The organism is Victivallis sp. Marseille-Q1083 (genome assembly GCF_903645315.1).
Classification (GTDB): Bacteria; Verrucomicrobiota; Lentisphaeria; order Victivallales; family Victivallaceae; genus UMGS1518.
The window spans coordinates 3,550,159-3,567,555 of the sequence record NZ_CAHJXL010000001.1 but is presented as its reverse complement, the minus strand read 5'-3'; the positions used below and the strand labels follow the sequence as shown (position 1 = coordinate 3,567,555).

At 59.1% G+C, this 17,397-nt stretch carries 12 protein-coding genes; 2 read left to right on the top strand and 10 right to left on the bottom strand.

Annotated elements, in window-relative coordinates; all coding sequences use genetic code 11:
• Positions 1-68 precede the first annotated feature (68 nt).
• Both HWX74_RS14710 and HWX74_RS14705 read right to left on the bottom strand, forming a co-directional pair.
• The gene (locus tag HWX74_RS14710; RefSeq protein WP_176014256.1) at positions 69-1,148 is read right to left on the bottom strand and encodes a protein arginine kinase; all 1,080 of its coding nucleotides are present in this window, start codon (positions 1,146-1,148) and stop codon (positions 69-71) included.
• Positions 1,145-1,702, bottom strand: coding sequence for a UvrB/UvrC motif-containing protein (locus tag HWX74_RS14705; protein WP_176014255.1), 558 nt, complete (start codon positions 1,700-1,702; stop codon positions 1,145-1,147). Before HWX74_RS14705 ends, HWX74_RS14710 begins: the two co-directional genes overlap by 4 nt.
• 156 nt (positions 1,703-1,858) lie before the next feature.
• Here HWX74_RS14705 and mtnP point away from each other — a divergent pair, with 156 nt between their 5' ends.
• Positions 1,859-2,743, top strand: a complete 885-nt coding sequence (mtnP, locus tag HWX74_RS14700; protein ID WP_217704968.1) for an S-methyl-5'-thioadenosine phosphorylase — start codon at positions 1,859-1,861, stop codon at positions 2,741-2,743.
• A gap of 44 nt (positions 2,744-2,787) precedes the next feature.
• On the opposite strand, the gene HWX74_RS14695 is transcribed toward mtnP, so the two are convergent.
• Positions 2,788-3,750, bottom strand: a complete 963-nt coding sequence (locus tag HWX74_RS14695; RefSeq protein WP_176014253.1) for a radical SAM protein — start codon at positions 3,748-3,750, stop codon at positions 2,788-2,790.
• A gap of 114 nt (positions 3,751-3,864) precedes the next feature.
• Here HWX74_RS14695 and HWX74_RS14690 point away from each other — a divergent pair, with 114 nt between their 5' ends.
• Positions 3,865-5,001 (top strand): MraY family glycosyltransferase, encoded by a 1,137-nt coding sequence (locus HWX74_RS14690; protein WP_176014252.1) that lies wholly within the window; start codon positions 3,865-3,867, stop codon positions 4,999-5,001.
• Here HWX74_RS14690 and HWX74_RS14685 read toward each other — a convergent pair whose 3' ends face one another.
• From HWX74_RS14685 to HWX74_RS14655, 7 genes are all read right to left on the bottom strand, one after another.
• Positions 5,002-7,077, bottom strand: coding sequence for a M50 family metallopeptidase (locus HWX74_RS14685; RefSeq protein WP_176014251.1), 2,076 nt, complete (start codon positions 7,075-7,077; stop codon positions 5,002-5,004).
• Complete coding sequence (locus tag HWX74_RS14680; protein WP_176014250.1) at positions 7,074-8,462, bottom strand: HlyD family efflux transporter periplasmic adaptor subunit; 1,389 nt, start codon at positions 8,460-8,462, stop codon at positions 7,074-7,076. Before HWX74_RS14680 ends, HWX74_RS14685 begins: the two co-directional genes overlap by 4 nt.
• Entirely contained in the window at positions 8,459-9,232 is a 774-nt protein-coding gene (locus tag HWX74_RS14675) for an efflux RND transporter periplasmic adaptor subunit (RefSeq protein ID WP_176014249.1), read from the bottom strand. The genes HWX74_RS14680 and HWX74_RS14675 overlap by 4 nt, the downstream gene beginning before the upstream one ends.
• 11 nt (positions 9,233-9,243) lie before the next feature.
• Positions 9,244-14,754 (bottom strand): MBG domain-containing protein, encoded by a 5,511-nt coding sequence (locus HWX74_RS14670; RefSeq protein ID WP_176014248.1) that lies wholly within the window; start codon positions 14,752-14,754, stop codon positions 9,244-9,246.
• 40 nt (positions 14,755-14,794) lie between these two features.
• The gene (locus HWX74_RS14665; RefSeq protein ID WP_176014247.1) at positions 14,795-16,873 is read right to left on the bottom strand and encodes a TolC family protein; all 2,079 of its coding nucleotides are present in this window, start codon (positions 16,871-16,873) and stop codon (positions 14,795-14,797) included.
• Positions 16,874-17,034: 161 nt separating this feature from the next.
• Complete coding sequence (locus HWX74_RS14660) at positions 17,035-17,211, bottom strand: hypothetical protein (protein ID WP_176014246.1); 177 nt, start codon at positions 17,209-17,211, stop codon at positions 17,035-17,037.
• Positions 17,195-17,392: a hypothetical protein gene (locus HWX74_RS14655; protein WP_176014245.1), complete on the bottom strand. Its 198-nt coding sequence runs from the start codon at positions 17,390-17,392 to the stop codon at positions 17,195-17,197. The genes HWX74_RS14660 and HWX74_RS14655 overlap by 17 nt, the downstream gene beginning before the upstream one ends.
• Positions 17,393-17,397: the final 5 nt, after the last annotated feature.

Here is a 17,397-nt window from a genome sequence, read left to right as displayed (position 1 = left end):
CCCTGTCATGTTGACGGCGCCTCCCGGACCGCGAAAGACGCCGTGACCGTTACGGCTCCGCCCGATATTCAATTGCCGTTTTCATTGGCCTCCTTCAAACGTTCGCGCACCATCGCGGCCCGGACGACATCACATTCGCCGCCGGACAGGACCCGGCCGGCATATTTCTGCAAATGCGCCGGCCCGATCGCCATGAACAGCAGATTGACCGTTTTGACGTTGACCATCGAAAACATCTTCATATCGACGCCGAAACGCAGCCGCGACAGCAAATTCAACGCTTCCTCATAATTCAAAATATAGGAGTGCCGCAACATGCCGTAAGCTCTCCCCACCTGATCCAGCAGGAAAGCCTGATTCTTTTCCAGCATCGAATAACGGGCGTTTTTCTCATGGTTGATCATCATCGCGATGACATTGCTCAGCCGCTCGATGATCTGCGTCTCACTCTCGCCGAGCGTGCTCTGGTTGGAAATTTGAAAGAGATTGCCGCGATTGTCCGAGCCTTCGCCGAAAATGCCGCGCACCGCCATCCCCAGTTTGCCGACGCCCTGAATCGCCGCAGTAATCTGCCCGGACAACACCAAGCCGGGCAGATGGAGCATCACCGAAGCGCGCATGCCGGTACCGACGTTGGTCGGACAACAGGTCAGATAGCCGAGCCGGTCGTCGAACGCATAATCCAGAAATTCGCCGAGCCGCGAATCCAGCCGGTCGATGATCTGCCAGGCCTCCTGCAACTGCAACCCGGGCAGCAGCGTCTGCAGCCGCAGATGGTCCTCTTCGTTGACCATGATACCGCTGACCTCATCGGCCTGAACGAACAATTCCGCCCCCTGCCGCCGGGCCAGGAAGTCGGGGCTGACCAGCCGGCGCTCCAGCAGCAACTGCTTTTCCATTTCGCTCAATTCATTGAGCTTGAAGCTCAGCGGCGCTTCTCCCAGGCAGCCGCTGCTCTTCAATGCCTGTTCGACATTCTGGTCCAGCAGCTCCAGTTGCTCCGCCGTCGCCGCAATCGGAAACGGAAAACCGACGACATTGCGGGCCAGCCGGATGCGCGAACTGATGGCAATGTCATTGTCCTCCTCGCAATTCGCCAGCCAACTGACATTGTTCCGCCACAGCCGTTCGATATCCGCCGCGCTCATAACTGCACCCCGCGATCCGCCAGTTTCTTCTTCAACTCATTGATGCGGTCGCGAAAGACCGCCGCCTGTTCATACTCTTCCCGCTTGACCGATTCGGCCAGGCTCTGCTGCGCCATCGTCAACTCCCGCAACCACTGCGAATTGTCCGCATCGTGCCCGTCGTGCGGCATTTTGCCGACATGGACCTTGCCGCGGTGCATCTTCGTCAACGCCTCATCGATCACTTCCTTGAACGTCTCATAACAAACCGGACAGCCCAGCCGGCCGGTTTTCCGCAATCCGACGATATCCCAACCGCAATTCGGACAGGCGTTGGCCGGTTCCACCGCGGCGTCCTCCTCCCGGCGCTCCTTGGCGCCGGTCGCCGGATCGGTGAATTTGGCAGACAGATTGTACAACATCTCCGCCAGGTTGAAGCCGCCGAAATCCAACCCGCCGTTGCTCTGCTTCTGCGCCGCGCAATCGCTGCAGATGTGCATCGTTTTCTTATTGCCGCCGACAATCTCCTGAATATGGATTGTCGCCTCATTGTGTTTGCATATCTCACATAACATAACTTTCAATCACTTTCCGAAATAAAATATTTCGAGGACTATTCCCCGTTCTTGACAATCCCGCTCTGGCATAATATAGTGTTGGAAACCGTGCTGGCAACCTCCTCCCGCAGGAAAGTAACAATGTTTTTACGACTATTTTAAGGAATGACAACCATGACAAAACTCGGCATCATCGGCGGCAGCGGCCTGTATGACATCGAAGGACTCGAAGCACTTCACACGCAAACACTGGACACTCCGTTCGGAACGCCTTCCGACCAATTCACCTGCGGCCGCCTGCACGACGTCGAAGTGGTCTTCCTGCCGCGCCACGGCCACAACCACACCCTGCTGCCGCACGAGTTGAACCACCGCGCCAACATCCATGCGATGAAACAACTCGGCGTCACCCACCTGCTGAGCATTTCGGCAGTCGGCAGCCTGACCGAGGAAATGCGGCCGCGCGACGTCGTGATCATCGACCAGTATTTCGACCGTACCAAGCGCGGCGGCGAAACGCAAACCTTTTTCGGCGGCGGCGTCGCCGCCCATATCGCATTCGGCCATCCGGTCTGCCCGGAACTATCAAGCCTGGCCGCCGCCGCCGCCCGCGAAGCCATCGCCGGCTCCGAAGCGCCCGACCGCCGGGTGTTCCCAACCGGCACCTACGTCAACATCGAAGGCCCGGCCTTTTCCACCCAGGCGGAATCCCGCTTCCATCGCGACAATCACCTGTCGGTCGTCGGCATGACCAACTTGGCCGAAGCCAAGCTGGCCCGGGAAGCCGAACTGTGTTACTGCACCGTCGCGATGGTCACCGATTACGACTGCTGGCACCCCGACCATGACCATGTCACCGTCAAACTGGTCGTCCAGAACCTTACCGCCAACGTCAAACTGGCCAAAGAGATCATCCGGCTGGTCGCCGGCCGGGTCGCCGGCCTGCCCGTACGCTGTCCGTGTCCGCACGCCCTGGAACACGCGCTGATCACCCGCCCAACGGCGATCTCCGCCGAAAACCGCCGGAAATTCGAACTGCTCATCGGCAAATATCTGTGAAGTTGACAGGCGAAAACTAAATTTTGTTCAGCCGCATGCCCGCTTCAGCCGGCACTCTGGCCGCCGCGACTGAAAAATTCGCCGCGCGCCAGGCGCTCGGACTGCAACTGGCCGCCGTCCACCAGCCGGGCCGCCGCCCGCTGGATTTCGGCGGCATCGCAACCGAGCGCCACCACCAGATCCGCCACCGTGGCGGGACGGCGCAACACGTAATCCAGAATCCGTTTGTCCAGTTCGCTCAGTTCCAGCTTTTTATGCAACGCCGGGCTCTTGTAGCGATAGACGCCCACCGCTTCGACCGGCACGAACGGCTCCAGCGCCCGGATGAACCGCCCCAGGTCGCGCGACGTGGCCGGCCGGATCCACTCCACGCAGCCCGGTCTATCCAGGGTATTGAGCTGCACTTTGCCCACTTTCAACTGCCGGATGATCGCCGCAAACCGCTCAAGCGACGCCTCGGAATCGTTGACGCCCGGCACGACAAAAAGTTCCAGCACCGTTTCGGCGGTGCGATTTCGGCAGAAATCGATCAGATTGGCGACAAAAACGTCGAAATCCGACATCGCCGCCGGCCGGTTGATCTGTTCGAATTCCGGCCGGCAGGAGGCATCCAGCGACGGCACGACCAGATCGACGGCGGCAATTTCCCGCCGCAGCGCCCGGTCCCCGAGCAGCATGCCGTTGGTCAGCAGGCAAATCCTGTATTCCGGATAACGGGTCTTGAGGAAAGCGACCACTTCGCCGATTTTCGAATGCAACGTCGGTTCGCCGGAACCGGAAAAGGTGACGTAATCAAGTGGCGGACGGCTCCGCAGCACCAGGTCGAGCTGGGCCAGCACCGTCGCGACCGGCACGTATTCGCGCCGTTCCATCGTCAGCAGGGTAGTGGCGCCGGCTTCGCAATAAACGCAATTCTGCGGACAGGTTTTCGGTTCGACCAAATCAATCCCCAGCGAAACACCGAGCCGCCGGGAGGCAACCGGTCCGAAAATATATTGTCGAGACATTTTTTTTGAATTCCCCGGTTTCAAAGTGAAGTAAATCTGCTATGTTATTCCATCAACATAGTTTTATTTCAGTTTTTTACAACGATCATTCATCAATAAACCGGGATTTTGCTTATGATACTGTGGCCGCATTTGTACTTTATCACGCTGCTGGGCGGCGCCGGGCTGACGCTGATCGCCACGCCGCTTTTTCAGCGGCTGGCGGAAAAACTCGATTTCATGGACCGCCCGAAAGGCGAAAAACACAAAGGCCACGGCAAGCCGGTCGCCCTGCTCGGCGGCGCGGCGATGTTCTCCGCCTGGCTCTGCTGTTTCCTGTTCGCCTTTCTGGCGCTGGATTCCGGGCTGGCGACCCAGATCTCCCAGGCGATCGCCGCCCATACCGCCGGACTGGCGCACGTCTCTGTCAAGCTGCTGTTCATCATTCTCGGCGCCGCGCTGGCGATGCTGCTCGGACTGGCCGACGACCGTTGCCATCTGCAGGCGGCGCCGAAATTCGCCGGCCAGTTCCTCGTCGCCCTGATCGCCGTCCAGTTCGCCGGCATCCGGATCAGCATCTTCCTGGATGTGCCGGTATTGACCTGGCTGGCCACCGTCTTCTGGTTCATGCTGATGATGAATTCAATTAACTTCTTCGACAACATGGACGGACTGGCGGTCGGCACCGTCACCATCGCCATGCTGTTCTTCGCCATCGTTGCCGGCATCCAGCAGCAATATTTCGTTGCCACCCTGGCCTCGCTGAGCTGCGGCGTCGGTCTCGGGTTCTGGTTTTTCAACCATTCGCCGGCAACCATCTTCATGGGGGATTCCGGCAGTCACTTCCTCGGCTACCTGATTGCGGTGGTCAGCGCCAGCGTCACCTATTATTCACCGGAATTTTCGCTGTCGCGTTTTCCGGTTCTGCTGCCGCTGTTCATCCTGTCGATTCCGCTGTTCGACACGCTGTCGGTCATCGTCATCCGCAGCCTCCGCCGCCAACCCTTCTGGATCGGCGACCACAACCATCTTTCCCATCGCTTCGTCCGGCTCGGCATGAGCCGCAAACGGGCGGTGCTGCTGCTGCATACGTTGATGTTCGTCATCAATTTGAGCGTCCTGCCGCTGTTGTGGGGAACCTTCCAGACGGCCGTGGTCATCTTGGTGCAGCTGCTGTTCCTGCTCAGCTTCCTGACGCTGCTGCTCAACGCCGGCAAGACCCTGCCGGCCGCCTCCGGCCCCCCGACCGATCAACCGGCGAAAAAACCGTAATCAAAAACTCAGTTCCCGGCGCAGCAACTGGAAAAGTTGCCGGAACAACAGCATCCCCAACGAGCGGTAACGCCGGCAGCTCACTTCACCGCTGCGGCCGAACTGCCCGGACCATTCTCCCGCCGACGGGACGATTTCCACCAGGTAAAAGCGTTCCTGCAACTCCGGACGGCCATCCCGGCCGCGAACCGTCGCCAACGGCCCGCCGTAGAGATCCAGCAACGGCGAATTGACCACCGCCACCGGAATCGCGCCGACCGAACGGATGATCCCCCGGCAACTGTTCCATTCACCGGCCAGGCGAAGCTGCACTTCCTGCCGTTCCCGCAACCAGCCGATCTCCTTCTCGCCGGCATAGGCCCGAATCAACGGTTTTTCATCGTAAAGCACCCCCATCAAACGGCCCGGCGCCAGAAATTCACCGACATGGGCGGAATCGGCAATCCGGGCAAAACGGCCGGCGAAGGCGCTTTCGCAGCGCAATTGCCGCTGCCGCCGCACCATTTCATGGACATTTTCCAGCGCCCGCTGCCGCTGCTGTTCCAGCGCCGGCAATTCCCGTTGCCGTTCCGGCGTTCGGCCGGCCTGCCGGAACTCTTCCTCCGCACGGCGGAAAGCCAATTGCGCCCTTTGCGCCGCATTGTCGAATTCCGGATTCATCGTTTCAATCAACGGCTGTTGCGGTTCCACCCATTGGCCATCCGACGCCCAATTCTGCAGGTATCCCGGCTGCCGGACATAGAAGTACTCCACCGCTCCGGCCGACACTTCCATCGGCAGCCGCAACGTCCACGGCAACGGCAGCGCCAGGATACCGAGCAGAACCAGCAGCCCCCCGCCGAACAGCACCGCCCGGGCCGGCCGGAGGCGCTCCCGCTGCCGCCAATACCATTGAAACTCCCGCCGCAGCGGCCGCCAGACCAGGAGATAGAATTCCAGCAGCAGCAAAGCCAGGCCGATCGTCTTGGTGAACCTGAAATAGACCACCATGATGATCGCCGTATACAAGAACAGGCGATAAATGAACGAAGCGATACCGTAAACCAGCAGCCAGCCCGACCGTTCCGGAGCCGGACCGGCGGGCATGCCGAGCACATGATGCTGAAAACGCCGTCGCACCTCCTGCAAACTGCGCTGCTGCAGATTATGGATGCCCAACGCATCCATCAGCAGAAAATAACCGTCATAGCGGATCAGCGGATTGCCGTTGACGAAGACCGTATTCAGCGCGCTGACGGCAAACAGATAAAAACAGACCGTATGCAGCGCACCCGGCGACGAAGCCGCCCACATCAGTGCCGCCAGACCGCCGATCGCTACTTCGGCGGCGATTCCGGCCGCGTCGATCCAAATCCGGCCGCGGCGATCCGACAACTGCCAACCATCGGTGACATCGGTAAACAAGCGCGGCAGAAAAACGATGAAACCGAGGCCGAACCGACGCACCCGGACGCCGTAGGATTTGGCGACATAAGCATGCGCCAGCTCATGAATGATCTTCACCGCCGTCACCGCCAGCGCATAATTGATCAGTCCCCGCCGCGATAGAGAATGCGCAAACATATCGCCGACCGCCGTCCAATGCCGGATCAGGCCGAGATAACCGGCCGCCGCCGACAGCAGCAGCAGCCACACCACCGGCCGGTTGAAGATCATCCGGACCCATGGCAGCGTCCGGGTCAGAAAGCGGTCGGGACGACACAGGGTAAACTGCAAAAACAGATAGGAAGAAAGCACTTTCTGCCAGAGCATGCCGCGTTCCAGCGCCGCAACTTTACCGGCGGCCGCCATCGCCTCCTCCGGCGGCAGACGAAGCAGATGGTGATGTTTCAGAAACAGCACCCCCTGCAGCACCGTTTCCCGATCCAAGCCGGCGGCGGCTCCCCGCGCGAGCAATTCATCGAGCGGCAGCGCGTCCTTCAAAAAACCGGATAACGTCAGCAACGCCTCATCCAATTGAAAATAACGATCCGCCACCGGATCGAACCACACTGCGCCTTCGGCATTGTGCAGCAATTTCAGGTCCCGCCGCAACGGAGCGACCTGCGGGACGTTCTCTTCCCTCGCTGCCGTCATACGCCATGCCACCAGATCAGCAGATTGCGGAACAGATAAAAGCCCAGTGAAACGCGCGGGCCCTGCACCCGGGCAATGCCGCGCATGCCGGAAAGCAATTCGGGTGAATTTTCTTCCGGCGCCAGCTTCACCCGAATCCGATAGCCGTAATGATTCAGACCGATCGGCAACGCCTGCGGACTGACCGACAGCAATTCACCGCGCAGCGACTGTTCCGGCCGGGTATGCAAATAAAGCGCCAGCGACAATTGTTCCGGATCGGTCAGCACCGCAGCGTCCCGTTCGTTCAAATAAACTTCCGCAATCAACGCGCCATGCTCCGGAATCACCTCGAACAACCGCTCTCCCGCCGTCAGCGAACGGTTCAGCAGTTTGGCGATATCGTTGAAGAAAACCCGGCCATCGGCACCGGCGTACAGCGTCGAATGTTCGACATACCACTTGCACAAATCCACATCGGCCGCCTCGCTGGCCATCTCCAACTGCAGCAATTTGGCGGCAGCCAGGCTGGCCGGGTCCTTGACCGACTGTTTCTGGGCAACCTCATAGCGCATCCGCGCCAATTCGCAGCGGCGCATCGCCTGCACCAATTTGAAATTCACCTCGTCACTGTCATAACGCAAAATCGCCTGGCCGGCCTTCACCGGCGCACCGTCGCCGACCAGGCACTCCCGCAACGTTCCCGGAAACGGCGCATAGACGACATTTTCCTCCAGCGGACGCAGCTCAAAATCGGCACTAACCGTATCCCGCACCCGGACGAACACCAACAGCGCCGCCACAATCACCGCCAGCCACAGCCAACGGCTCCGTCCCCACCGCCCCGGCGCCAGCCGGAAACGACCGGTTCCCCGGCCGTCCAGGCTTTCGAACGCATCGGCGTAAAAACGGTACAGCACCCGCAACAACGGCAGACTGCCGTCCGCCGCCGGCCGGGACGCCTCCTGCCAGAAGCCCAATACCCAGAACCGGGCACAATCGTCCGGCCGCCGCCGGCCGGAACGCAGCGGAACGACCACCAGGATTTCCCGGTCCGCGCTGAAGGCGGTGCGATCCCGCAGCGGACAAACGTCGTTTTCGACATCCGGCGCCAACAGCGTCACCGACTCCAAAGCCGGAAACGCCGGCGCAATCGTCCGCAGCGCCTGATTGTAAGCCGAATCGCCAACCACTTTGGCCTGGCCGGCCTGGGCCAGAACCCGGACTCGTCTCTGCCGGACCTCCAACAGCGTGGAACGATCCGCCGGAATCAAACCGAGGCTCCGGTTGACGATATAAGAAGCCAACGCCGCCGGCGTCGGCGCTTCAAACGCCCCCTGCCCCAGTTTGATGATCTGGGACAACGCCGCCAGGCGCCCCCGCAACTGCTGCGCTTCGGTAGTCATCGGCAGCGAATCACTCCGGACATGCCGGGCAGCAATTTCCCGTCGGCATTGTCCAGCAACAACCGCAATTCGAAATTACCGCTGGTGGCATCGCCGCGCGGTGCCAGAAAGGCGATTTTCCCCTCCAGCGGCATCGCCTGCTCATCGGTCAAAAACCACAGCGGTTCTCCCAGCCGCAACCGGCTGCGCAATTCCAGCGGCAGGAAAGCGACGGCGTAAACCTTGCTGTCGTCGATGACCGACACCAGCGGCATACCGGCCCGGACGAATTCGTGCGCCTTGCACAACCGTTCGGCCAGCTTGCCGTCGAACGGCATCCGGATCGAGCATTCCACGACATTGAAGCTGGTCAACCGCAAATCGGCGATGGCGGTTTTTTCCCGGGCCACGGCCAATTCCCAGTCCAGCTTGCTCTTCGCCAGTTCCTGTTCGCCGAGCAGGCCTTTTTGAAACAGTTCGAGATTGCCGTCGTAAATTTTCCTGTAATAATTGCGCTGGGTGACGCTTTCCTGATAAACCGCCTCCGCCTTTTCCTTCAACGGCAGGAATTCCGCCGTGTCCAGTTCGACGATCACCGCATTCTTGGCGGCGGCGTCGCCATCCTTCAACCGGTATTCGCCGACCACACTGCTGACCCGCGCCGAAACCACCGCTTCCTGATACGGGATCAGCACCGCGATAAACTCCCCCCCGACACCGGGTTCACCGGCAACAGCCGACAGGACGACGGCCATCCAGACGGCGCACCATCGCCAAACAGGACACATCATAGTTTTTCTCCTCAGATCACCAACAGCGATTCCAGATCCCGGTCCAACTGCGTTTTCAGCAGATCCGGAATTTCGATCTCCTCGCGGACCGGCCGCAACGGCGCATAATCGCTGAGCAGATATTCTCCGTCCGGCAGCGGCGTCAATTCTTCCACTTCCGGCGGCAGATGTTTCACCGCGGCATTCAATTCGGCAACCAGCCGGCTGCGCTCCAGCGTGAACGCTTCCAACTCCATAAAACTGCGGTCGATTTCCTGATGCTGTTTGTCGATATTGAATTGCGCGACGCCATCACCGACCGGCCTGGCAACAATGGTCAACGATCCCTCGACAAAGGTCACGTCATAATTATCCATCCCGCTCAAACGGTACTCGTCGATCGCATATTCGCCGACATTCTCGCCCTTGTCGCTGCGGTTCAACGTCACGCTGTCACTGCCAACCAGGCCGCCAACCACCTGATAGCTGAAATTCGGGTCTGCTTCGCCATAAGTTTTATGCTGGTCGTCCGCGACAATCGTGATCGACCGCTTCGTGATCGTCAACGTCCCTTCCACGAAAGTCACATCGTAATTCGCGGCGCCGGTCAAGTCATAGTCGTCGATCGCATAGTCGCCGACATTCTCGCCCTTGTCGCTGCGGTTCAACGTCACGCTGTCGCTGCCAACCAGGCCACCGACCACCTGATAACTGAAATTCGGGTCTGCTTCGCCGTAAGTTTTATGCTGGTCGTCCGCGACAATCGTGATCGACCGCTTCGTGATCGTCAACGTCCCTTCCACGAAAGTCACATCGTAATTCGCGGCGCCGGTCAAATCATAGTCGTCGATCGCATAGTCGCCGACATTCTCACCCTTGTCGCTGCGGTTCAACGTCACGCTGTCGCTGCCGACCAGACCGCCGACCACCTGATAACTGAAATTCGGGTCTGCTTCGCCGTAGGTTTTATGCTGGTCGTCCGCAACAATCGTGATCGACCGCTTCGTGATCGTCAACGTCCCTTCCACGAAAGTCACATCGTAATTCGCGGCGCCGGTCAAGTCATAGTCGTCGATCGCATAGTCGCCGACATTCTCGCCCTTGTCGCTGCGGTTCAATGTCACGCTGTCGCTGCCAACCAGGCCGCCGACCACCTGATAACTGAAATTCGGGTCCGATTCGCCGTAGGTTTTATGCTGGTCGTCCGCAACAATCGTGACCGACCGCTTCGTGATCGTCAACGTCCCTTCCACGAAAGTCACATCGTAATTCTCGGCGCCGGTCAAGTCATAATCGTCGATCGCGTATTCACCGACATTCTCGCCTTTGTCGCTGCGGTTCAACGTCACGCTGTCACTGCCGACCAGGCCGCCAACCACCTGACAGCTGAAATTCGGGTCCGATTCGCCGTAGGTTTTATGCTGGTCGTCCGCAACAATCGTGACCGACCGCTTCGTGATCGTCAACGTCCCTTCCACGAAAGTCACATCGTAATTCTCGGCGCCGGTCAAGTCATAATCGTCGATCGCGTATTCGCCGACATTCTCACCCCTGTCGCTGCGGTTCAACGTCACGCTGTCGCTGCCGACCAGACCGCCAACCACCTGATAGCTGAAATTCGGGTCCGATTCGCCGTAGGTTTTATGCTGGTCGTCCGCGACAATCGTGATCGACCGCTTCGTGATCGTCAACGTCCCTTCCACGAAAGTCACATCGTAATTCGCGGCGCCGGTCAAGTCATAATCGTCGATCGCGTATTCGCCGACATTCTCACCCTTGTCGCTGCGGTTCAACGTCACGCTGTCGCTGCCAACCAGGCCGCCGACCACCTGACAGCTGAAATTCGGGTCTGCTTCGCCGTAGGTTTTATGCTGGTCGTCCGCGACAATCGTGATCGACCGCTTCGTGATCGTCAACGTCCCTTCCACGAAAGTCACATCGTAATTCGCGGCGCCGGTCAAGTCATAATCGTCGATCGCGTATTCACCGACATTCTCACCCTTGTCGCTGCGGTTCAACGTCACGCTGTCACTGCCGACCAGACCGCCGACCACCTGACAGCTGAAATTCGGGTCCGATTCGCCGTAAGTTTTATGCTGGTCGTCCGCAACAATCGTGATCGACCGCTTCGTGATCGTCAACGTCCCTTCCACGAAAGTCACATCGTAATTCTCGGCACCGGTCAAGTCATAATCGTCGATCGCGTATTCACCGACATTCTCACCCTTGTCGCTGCGGTTCAACGTCACGCTGTCGCTGCCAACCAGACCGCCGACCACCTGACAGCTGAAATTCGGGTCCGATTCGCCGTAAGTTTTATGCTGGTCGTCCGCAACAATCGTGATCGACCGCTTCGTGATCGTCAACGTCCCTTCCACGAAAGTCACATCGTAATTCTCGGCACCGGTCAAGTCATAATCGTCGATCGCGTATTCACCGACATTCTCACCCTTGTCGCTGCGGTTCAACGTCACGCTGTCGCTGCCAACCAGACCGCCGACCACCTGACAGCTGAAATTCGGGTCCGATTCGCCGTAAGTTTTATGCTGGTCGTCCGCAACAATCGTGATCGACCGCTTCGTGATCGTCAACGTCCCTTCCACGAAAGTCACATCGTAATTCTCGGCGCCGGTCAAGTCATAGTCGTCGATCGCGTATTCGCCGACATTCTCGCCCTTGTCGCTGCGGTTCAACGTCACGCTGTCGCTGCCGACCAGACCGCCAACCACCTGATAGCTGAAATTCGGGTCCGATTCGCCGTAAGTTTTATGCTGATCGTCCGCGACGATCGTGATCGACCGCTTCGTAATCGTCAATTCTCCTTTTACCAGCGTCACCGCATAATTTTTACCGCCATTGCCGTCTTCGAGCAGATATTGATCGATATCATAAACACCGACGTTTTCCCCCTTGTCGCCGCGGTCGAGAGTAATTTTGTCACCAAAAACCAACTGCAGGCTGCCGGCGCCGTAGGCAAAAGTAAATTCCGGATCCAGTTCGCCGTACACTTTCCGCTGATCGTCGGCGATGATGGTAATCGGCCGCGGCGTCACCTTGACCGCGGTTTGCGTATAGTCCAACGCCTCCCAGTTGTCATTGCCGTCGATTTTAATGCCGATATCCGCTTCGCCGACTTTTACCCCGGTCAATTCCTTGCCGTCGATGACGATGATTGAAGTATCCCGGCTCTCATAGGCAATTTCCAAACCGGCTTCGCTCCGGTCCGGCAGCCGCGCAGTATCGCCGTACATGATATCGTCGATCACCGGCGCAATCTGAACGCCCTTCCAGACCGATTCATACGCGCCGAGATCGACAATGCCGCCACCGGCCGCGTTGTGAATACGGTCGTGGCCGATCAGGTCTTCGGCAATATTTTCAGTGATGACAATACCGTTGTCGCCGCGGTTGACCGCATGGGAACCGCGGGCCAGTTGCCAGTCGGCCCGAGCCAGCTCCGCCAGTTGCGCTTGACTCGTCGCGTTGCCGGCAAACGAAGTCGCTGAAACGAAGTTAAAATAGAGTTCGCCGGGCCGGCTGCCGGAATTGTCACTGCTGAATTTGTAATTACCGCTGCCGACCGCCACACCGCCTTCGACTCCGGAATTCAAAATATTGCCGCCGGCCAGCCGCAACTGCGTTTTATCACCGCCTGACTCCCGGTTGCCCCACAAAATGGAATTGTGAAGCACCCCGCCGGTGCCCAGGTAAGCGCCGCTGCCGTAAGCGGCCAGATTGTTGACCAGCGTCGCGTTGACCACCGTACCGAGCAGCAGGTACATGCCGCCGCCGCTGCGTTCGGCATAATTGTTGACCACCAGCAGATTTTCACCGCGTTCCAGGTTCAGGCTCCACAGGCCGCCGCCCATGCCGCCGGCGCTGTTGTTCACCAACTCCGTCTGCGTCACCGCTCCGCCAATCGCGTAAATACCGCCGCCGTTGACCTGGGCGGTATTGCCGAACACCCTGGAGGAAACCACTTCACCGCCGGCAATCCAGATGCCGCCGCCGTCCAGACTGTGGTTGTAAGTCACATTGCTATTCTCCGCCGTTCCGGCGCAAATGTACAATCCGCCGCCGGCGCTGCTGCTGTGGTTGTCATGCAGCCAACTGTCCCGCAGATTGCCGTTGGCCATGAAAACACCGCCGCCGCCGCCGCCGGCGCCGATCGTCCGGTTGCCGGAAATTTCACTGGCGGTGATGACGGCATTCGCATCGGAAGCGAAAACGCCGCCGCCCTGATTGCCGGCGACATTGTCGAGCACCCGGCAATTTTCCAGCCGGCCGCCGCCAAGCCAGATACCGCCGCCTTCGTTGGCGGCATAATTCACCGTAATACAACAGTCGCGGATCAGCGCCTCCCCGGCGTTGTAAACCCCACCGCCATTGGCGTCGCGACCGACGTCGGCCGCCACCCCGCGGGTGATCGTAAAACCGTCGATCGTGCAACTGACATCCTCCCCGACGAAAACGACATGGTAAGCATTGTCGGCCGCCGAGCCGGCGTCATCGACAAAGCTATCGCCGACCACCGACCAACTATCGTTGTTCAGCACATCACCGCTCAGGACTGTTTCGTTGCGCCCGCCGAAACCGAAATCGGTCCGTTCGCCGACGGCATGTTCCGTCCCGGCGAAACCGCCGTACAGCTCCACACCGTCGCCGATCACGAAAGAGACGCTGCGGGGATCGCCGTCCACCATCTCCCGGGTCGGCACATAACGGCCGGAAGCCACCCAGATCTGATCGCCGTCCCCGGCCGCCTGCAGCGCCGTCTGCAAATCGGTATAAACATTGCCGCGCCCCAGCCAGGCGTCGCTGCCGTCCACTTTGACATAGATCGTCTCTCCGGCGCTGCTGAGCAGGTAATCGTAATTGTCGATTTGAATCGCCTCAGTCTCGATCAAGCCGAACTGATATTCCAGATCCCAGTCGCCGCCGTAGCCGGTGGCGTCCTCCGACGCCGCCACATCCGCGCCGGTCAACGAAGCGAGCTGCCCGATCAACTCCCGCCCGGCGGCGGAATCGGCCAGATCACAACCATAGAGCAGAATATCCCCATCCGGCGTCATCGCTTCGCCGAGCGCCCCGACCGCCCCGCGATGGCTTTCCAGATAATCGGCATCGATGGAAATGCCGTTGATCACCAGCTTGCCGGCTTCGCCGTGACTGATGATATGGATCGCCGCCACATCGGAGCGGCCGGCCAGATAATCGGCCATCTGCTGAAACGGGTCCGCTCCGGACTGCAGAATGACCACTTCGCCGCGTTCCGCAGCCACCTGGCCGATCAATTCGCTATCCGGCAGCGATCCGGCAATAAACACCACATCGGTCCCGCCCGAAACCGAACCTGCCGCCTGGTCCGCCGGCAGCAGGCCGCCGAGGTCGGCATCCAGCAACTGTTCGACCGCGTCCCGGCCATCGGCCGGAACACCGGCATCGTGATCATGATCCACCGCTTCGACCGCCTCCGCGGCTGCCGCCACTTCGGCAAAGCCGGCTCCGTCGAACAAAATCCTTTTCTCCAATTCAAAAGACATACCGCCACCGATCCTTACGCATCCGGATCCATTCCGGGTTTCAATTCCGCACCTTCATCGCTTCCATCCCGACAATCGGAACTCCCCAATCCTCGATCAACCGGGCCGCACCACGAATCTCCACCTCTTTCCCCAGATAATCCCCGCAATCGTCGGCGGTGTTGGCCAGGTAACCGACAATCCGGCGTCCCTCCGGCTGCTCCTCCGCCAACGCGTATTTCAAATTCAGCCGATTGTCGCGCAACCGGATCAATTTGCCGGCAATCGCTTCCTGCCGGTTCGGATCCGGCCGGTATTCCTGCCGCCGGACCACATTGTCAGCCGGCAGTGCTTTCCACTGCATCGCCGTCATCACCGGCACTTTGAATTTCGGATCCTCCGCCAATTCGCCTTCCACCAGCAACTGTTCGCCGAGCGCGTCGGCAAACGCCGCCTCTTCGCCCCGCAGCACACAGAGCACCCGCAGTTTTTCGGCGAAACTGGAAGCGAGCACATAACGACAATTGTCCAGCGGCTCTTTCAGCCGCATCACCTTGCCGCAGACGATGCTCCGGTCCGCCGATTCCGTTTTCGGCGCCGGTTCCTCGGCGTCCGGTTCCGTCGGAATCGCCGCCGCCAGCGCCGGCGCCGGCGAAGCCGACGCTTCACCGGCAGTTTTGTCCTCCATCCGCCGCATGGCTTCCTGCAACCGATCGTTCATCTGCTGCAAGGTTTCGTTGGACAATTCCGACATGCCGACCATGTTCAACAGCCGGTAATAGGAGACATAATAGTTGCCCAGCTCAATCAGACAGTCGATCTTGGCTTCCGCCGTCTCCAGCTCCACCCGGTCCAGCTCCAGCTGCGACAGACTGCCGGTCAACGTGTGCGCCTGGATCGCCGCCTCCCGATAACGACTGTAGGAGTCGTAAACCCGCTTGTTGATCCGATAACGATTTTCCGCCTCGCCGACGTTGGTCACCGCGATGCGCACCTGCGACAACACGCCGACCGACAGCGCCAGCAACTGCGCCTTCAGCATCTCCTCTTCCTGGCCGATCGCCTGATAACGCTTCATCTGCTGCGGCAGTTTCAGCAAATTGTAGGCGGCGCGCACGCCGATCTCCCACCAGGACTGGTTGTACAGCAGCGGATTGCTGGAATTGTTGAAATCCACGAACATCCGGACGTTCGGCAGCATCATCAGCAACGCTTTGCGGCCTTCGTTGACGGTGATATTCGTATTGATGTCCAGTTGATACAGTTCCGGCCGCTGATAGAGCGCCAATTTTTCCAGCTCGGCGATCGCCGGCAACTGCACCGGATTGATGTTGTCGAGATTGCCGGCATCCACCCGGATCACCGCCGTCGGCTTGTATCCCATCAGCGCCCGCAATTCGGTACAGGAATTTTCATAACTGCGCTGATAGGCAACCAGCCGCTTTTCCAGTTGAATGAACCGCTGGCTTTCGTCGAACATCCGGAACGGCGAAATCTTCTTGTCCAACCCGAGCTTCTCCAATTCGGCCTGGACATTGCGGCAGCGCTCCAGCAACGCTTCGGTATCCTCGATCGCCTGCTGCGCCACCGCCACTTTATAATAGGTCTGCGCCACTTCCAGCGCCAGATTCTGGGCGGCGCGCCGGGTCTGATACTGCGCCAGGAGCTCACGGTCCTGGGCCTGGGCAAAATTGACATAGGCCAACCCGAAGTCCAGCAGACTGAGCGCCATCTCAAGCCGCAGGCTGTTTTCGAACTTCTCCGAGCTGCGGCTCGCCGCCAGCGACTGTTCGTCGGTTCTCACATTGATGCTGGTCGATCCCGGCTGGTTGTCGCGATAGGTCGTGCCGTTGGAAATATAAAGGTCCGGCAGCATGCCGAGCGCCTCGGCAGTCTTGCGCTCCTTGGCCACCTGTTCGTTGATCTGGTTGACCTTCAAATCCAGATTGGATTCCAGCGCCGCCGCAATACACTCCGGCAATGTATAAACTCTGCCGGCATCCGGCACCATTTTATCAATTTTATCGAAGTAAGAGATCGCAAACTCTGCCCGCTCGTTGACGAAATCCTCCTGAGATTTACAACCGGCAAGCATGGCAGCGAGAAGACCGCAAAACAGAAAAGTACGATTATTAAGCATTGACTAACCTTGCACATTAAAGATGGAGGAGTTATTCACCTAATGAATATACTGTCAAAGTCTGCTCAAAACAAATCGAAAAATGGAAAAAAATCATGAAAAAAATTCTGCCATTTTCCAGACCGGAAAATTGGCAGAAAAACTACCGAAACGGTAAGAAATTAGCTATAAATCAACCGGCAGCCCTCCTTCATCCCGAATGCGCTCCGTTTCCGCCGCCGCGGACAGCCTCCGCCGGTCAGGACAATCGTCCCAACCAAACGGTCCGGCCGGCAATCCGCTTCCGGCGGAACCGGACGGAACAAGGCGGCTGCCCGCGATTCAATCGTCGCAGGCATTCTCCGTCATCACCGCGTCGATGGCGTCAACCAGCTCCGACAGCGTATAGCATGGCGACACCAGCGGATACACCACCAGCCATTCGCCGGCGACATCCTTCGGATAACGGTTTTCGGCCAGACATTTCGTCGCCAGCATTTCCGCCGTTTTCAATAAATTTTCCTGACATCTCGTACTCATTTTCA

Coding starts and splice junctions, on each gene's coding strand:
- HWX74_RS14710 (WP_176014256.1), bottom strand. CDS start 1,148: ATGAGCGCGGCGGATATCGAACGGCTGTGGCGGAACAATGTCAGTTGG.
- HWX74_RS14705 (WP_176014255.1), bottom strand. CDS start 1,702: ATGTTATGTGAGATATGCAAACACAATGAGGCGACAATCCATATTCAG.
- mtnP (WP_217704968.1), top strand. CDS start 1,859: ATGACAAAACTCGGCATCATCGGCGGCAGCGGCCTGTATGACATCGAA.
- HWX74_RS14695 (WP_176014253.1), bottom strand. CDS start 3,750: ATGTCTCGACAATATATTTTCGGACCGGTTGCCTCCCGGCGGCTCGGT.
- HWX74_RS14690 (WP_176014252.1), top strand. CDS start 3,865: ATGATACTGTGGCCGCATTTGTACTTTATCACGCTGCTGGGCGGCGCC.
- HWX74_RS14685 (WP_176014251.1), bottom strand. CDS start 7,077: ATGACGGCAGCGAGGGAAGAGAACGTCCCGCAGGTCGCTCCGTTGCGG.
- HWX74_RS14680 (WP_176014250.1), bottom strand. CDS start 8,462: ATGACTACCGAAGCGCAGCAGTTGCGGGGGCGCCTGGCGGCGTTGTCC.
- HWX74_RS14675 (WP_176014249.1), bottom strand. CDS start 9,232: ATGATGTGTCCTGTTTGGCGATGGTGCGCCGTCTGGATGGCCGTCGTC.
- HWX74_RS14670 (WP_176014248.1), bottom strand. CDS start 14,754: ATGTCTTTTGAATTGGAGAAAAGGATTTTGTTCGACGGAGCCGGCTTT.
- HWX74_RS14665 (WP_176014247.1), bottom strand. CDS start 16,873: ATGCTTAATAATCGTACTTTTCTGTTTTGCGGTCTTCTCGCTGCCATG.
- HWX74_RS14660 (WP_176014246.1), bottom strand. CDS start 17,211: ATGCCTGCGACGATTGAATCGCGGGCAGCCGCCTTGTTCCGTCCGGTT.
- HWX74_RS14655 (WP_176014245.1), bottom strand. CDS start 17,392: ATGAGTACGAGATGTCAGGAAAATTTATTGAAAACGGCGGAAATGCTG.